This window comes from uncultured Chryseobacterium sp. (genome assembly GCF_913776365.1).
Classification (GTDB): Bacteria; Bacteroidota; Bacteroidia; order Flavobacteriales; family Weeksellaceae; genus Chryseobacterium.
Window position 1 is genome coordinate 1 of sequence record NZ_CAJYMO010000299.1, and the last position, 4134, is coordinate 4134.

General features: G+C 45.4%; 3 protein-coding genes and 1 pseudogene. All 4 read left to right on the forward strand.

Going from position 1 to position 4134, the window contains the following annotated elements:
- Positions 1–122 precede the first annotated feature (122 nt).
- Positions 123–869, forward strand: a complete 747-nt coding sequence (locus tag QZ735_RS15540; protein ID WP_294250211.1) for a hypothetical protein — start codon at positions 123–125, stop codon at positions 867–869.
- An 11-nt stretch (positions 870–880) separates the two neighbouring features.
- Complete coding sequence (locus QZ735_RS15545) at positions 881–1552, forward strand: hypothetical protein (protein ID WP_294250215.1); 672 nt, start codon at positions 881–883, stop codon at positions 1550–1552.
- A gap of 219 nt (positions 1553–1771) precedes the next feature.
- Complete coding sequence (locus tag QZ735_RS15550) at positions 1772–3253, forward strand: hypothetical protein (RefSeq protein WP_294250218.1); 1482 nt, start codon at positions 1772–1774, stop codon at positions 3251–3253.
- Positions 3254–3316: 63 nt separating this feature from the next.
- Positions 3317–4134 (forward strand): annotated as a pseudogene (locus QZ735_RS15555) (cytochrome C peroxidase); the annotation flags it as partial.

Here is a 4134-nt window from a genome sequence, read left to right on the forward strand (position 1 = left end):
ACCTCAGCCTGAAAAATTCACTTGCGAAGCAAAATTGACCGTTCACCATTCACGCTTTGGCATCTGAAAAAGCAGAAATCAGGGGGAACAGCTTTTTTCAGTATCTTTCAGGAAATTATTCTATGAAAAACATATTCTTTATTCTCATGGCTTCGGTTTTCTTGCTTTCCTGCAAATCCAAGAACGACAAAATCAAAGATTTCGTGGCAATGTACAACCGGTCATCTACCATGATCAACAGTCCGATGGTGAGGTCCACCTCAGCAGTTTCTTCAAAAGAGGATGTTGTGGATATTTACGTCAAAACAACATTAGCGAAAGATGAAACGGAAAGTCAGTTTATGGGCGCTTCAATTCCTGATCTTCTGGGCAAGGCTATTTCCAGTGAAGAACCGGGAAAGGAGCTTCTGTCAAAAGGAGTGAAATTCAACATCCGGATTTATGACATTAATGACAGGATCATTACCGGGAAGACCATCGATAAGAATAACCTGAAGGTATCCGGTGACCTGAAATCCATTGCTGAAGGAAACCGGCCTACTTCCGCTGAGCTTAATGAGCTGCTGGAAACTTTTAACAAAAACCTTCCGGTTACCGACCCTTCTACCGGCACGAAAACCCTCAGCATCAAAGCCGATACCGAAAATAATATTGTCTATACCAACGAGGTGACCGGAGAGACGAAAGAACTGATTACCGGCGAAGGCGCGGAAAAAGTGATGAAGGATGAAATGCTGAGATCCCCGCAGGTAAGAAGTGTCTTTTCAAGAGCCGACGTTCTGGGTATACGACACCTCAAATACGTGTATCAGGATTCCAAAGGCCATGTGATCAAAGAAATTATCCTTACCAAAGAAGACCTTCAATAATATACTGAATTATGGAAAACAAACCCGCGTGGCGCTCCCTGCTTTCGATAGGGATCATTTTATTTGCCGTCATCAGGATCGCACTCACCTGTAGCCGTTCCTCAGAAAGTTCCTACACCGAAAGCACTGAATACCAACGGCTGACAAACAGCCTGAGGGAAGGCGCATTGCTTAAGCAAAGAAAGGAGAAAACGGCTTCAAACCATCTTTTTTATGAAAGTTATGACAGCATCAGAAAACTCACTCCGGAAGAGAGGAAAAGGTTCGGAGTGACGGAAACGGAAAAAGACTCGCTGGTACCGCTGGATCTGTCAGCTAAAATCAAGGTCGAAAAGAACAGCTTCATCCAGAAGAATTATGACGATACCCTGAGCATCGCTGTCAAGTTCCCGGACGATACGTCCCTGTTCATGCACAGTTACGGAGGCTCCGGGGCATTGATGGATAATTTTAAAAGCGTGAAAAAAGGCAGGGAACTTGAAAACATTTCCTTTACCGTCAACAAGCCTGACTCCAAATTCCTGAGTTACCGGTATACCGTCAATGGTAAAAAATGTAACGGTATTGCCATGATGGGCAAAGAAAACAACCGTTTCACCTTTATAGAATTTGAAAGCGGGGATCTTCCGAAAGAAGCACTGGAGCTGAAGGCAGTAACCGCATTGGCAGGAATGGCAAAATAAGAGGCGGCTGTTAAATCTCTTCCTCTTATATGAGCTCATTTATACAAATATCGTAAAGAATGCCAAAAACGGCATCCTTTATTTGAAATGATTTTAAGTATTGAAACTGGCATAACATTCTGTGGTATTTGATAATAAAAAGTTCATGTTCAGGTTTCCGGTATTAAAATTCAGTTCATATCAGACCCCTAGTTTTGCAGCATCGAAATAATAGGAATTATGAAAATCTACAAAACCATCGGTGTCCTGTTTCTGACAGCCGCCCTTTTTCAGCACTGTAATGATGATGAAACCGTTGACAATAGGGACAACCCGGTCAGCACGACAGTCAAAATTGAAAACTTTTCCAAAGAGCCGGCTTTTGCCTATGGTATGAGCGGCTTTGAAAACCTGAACATTACCACTTTACTTTCCAGCTCCGATGTTCTGGCAGGAAGCCCGAACTTTGTTTTCGCAGGCCAGCCGGACGGAATGGGAATTATGAAAGACCCGAACTCTGATGGCTACCTGATGATCACCAACCACGAAATTACCAAATCGGTTTCGAGAGTATATCTGGATAAAACTTTCAGGCCCGTAAAAGGGGAATATATCCTAAACGGAATCGGTGGAATGACCAGATTGTGCTCTGCTACCCTGGCTACTGTTGCAGAACACGGTTTCAGTGCATTTCTCACCGCAGGGGAATCCGGTGAGGAAAGCATGGTGCACGCGCTCAATCCACTGGCAGCCGTTTCCCAGGCAGCTGACCAGTCAAGGGTCAAGCCTGCTTTGGGAAAAGCTTCAATGGAGAATGCCGTTCCGCTTCCGAAAGATGTTTCCAACGGGAAAACCTACATAATGATCGGTGAAGACCAGTCGTTCGGTTCTTCCCATCAATCTGCCGGTCAGCTGATCATGTACGTATCCGATACGCAGGGCGACCTGAACAACGGCAAACTTTACGCTCTGAAAAGAACCAACAGCAATTATACGGAAACCGACATGACCAAAGGGAACCAGTATGATGTGGAATTTGTGGAAATTACCAATGCCAAAAACCTTACCGGTGCCCAGATCAACCAGAAAAATATCGACAATAACGCAATCCGGTTTTCAAGGGTTGAGGATGTGGATTACAGGAAAGGAGCCGGGAAAGGAAGGGAAATTTATTTTACCGCTACCGGTGAATCTTCGGATGGCGTGAACCCCAAAGCGGGGCTTACCATGTGGGGAAGAGTGTATAAACTTGTCTTGAACGAAAGCAATATGCTCACCGGAAAACTTGAAGTGGTGGCGGAAGGAGATTCCAATCCGGGAAGCAACCTGATCAATCCGGACAACCTTTGTGTAACGGAAAATTATGTATACATCCAGGAAGACGGCGATTCCTACTATCCTGCCGCTACCCACGATTCGTACATCTGGCAGCTGAACATCAGCACCAAGCAGTACAAGCCTTGGCTGAACATGAAACACAACCGGAACGATACGGCATGGCAGACGGCCTATAACCAGTCCGGACAGCTTACAAAATGGGGATCATGGGAATACGGTGCGATGATCGATATCTCGGATATCATCGGTGTCCCGAATACGTTTGCCGTAAACATCCATTCCCACACCTGGCAGAAAGACGGTTTTGCCAATGCTGACGGTGCGGGTGTAAATACCAACAAAGAAGGCGGACAGACCCTGATCATCAGAAACGTTCAGAAATAATTTTATCATCAATTTATAACAGGTATCAGTAGGAGAAATCCTATTGGTACTTTTTCATAGGTAATGAAAATCATCTGTAAATACCCATTGGCCGTTTTTCTTTCCATCACCTTTGCCATATTCGGGGCCCTGCAGTGCGCGCAGCCTCAAAAGCCGGTACAGGAAGACCTTGGGGAAGTTAAAAAAGAAATCTTCAGGAACAATGCCGGTTTTCTGAACCACATCAATGAGCTGATGAAAATGGTTTCGGAAAAAAACCCGGACCAAGCTGCCCTTCAGAAAAAATTCGGCACACTGAGAAGATCTTATAAAAAAATGGAATGGGCAGTGGAATATTTCCTTCCTCAGACCGCCCGCTTTATCAACGGCCCTGCCCTGCCCGAAATCGAGATGCAGGAACATACCGAGATCGAACCCGAAGGACTGCAGGTGCTGGAAGAACTGCTCTACCCTTACGACCCGGCGAATAAGGAAGAGATAATCCGGATGCTGAAAAACCTGACGAACAAAAGCAATGCTGTGAAAGTGAATTTCCAGGCCATTACCATTTCCAGAGACCAGGTTTTCGATGCACTGAGACAGGAAATCTTCCGGATTTCCAGCCTGGGGATTGCCGGTTTTGACACGCCGGTTTCAGGGACTTCGCTTCAGGAAATGCCCGACGCCCTAGAGGCTGTGAAAACTACTTTGCAGCAGATTGCCACCGGGAAGTCAAAGGAAAAGGCACTTCTAAAAATCAGCACGGCGATTGACAGGGCAAATGCTTACCTGAAAAAGAATGCTGACAAAAATACCTTTGATTATATCCGCTTCATTCCGGAACATCTCAATCCCATTGCTTCGATGATGATCGATTTCCGGGGGCAGGAGGAAATTCCGGC

Coding starts and splice junctions, on each gene's coding strand:
- QZ735_RS15550 (WP_294250218.1), top strand. CDS start 1,772: ATGAAAATCTACAAAACCATCGGTGTCCTGTTTCTGACAGCCGCCCTT.
- QZ735_RS15545 (WP_294250215.1), top strand. CDS start 881: ATGGAAAACAAACCCGCGTGGCGCTCCCTGCTTTCGATAGGGATCATT.
- QZ735_RS15540 (WP_294250211.1), top strand. CDS start 123: ATGAAAAACATATTCTTTATTCTCATGGCTTCGGTTTTCTTGCTTTCC.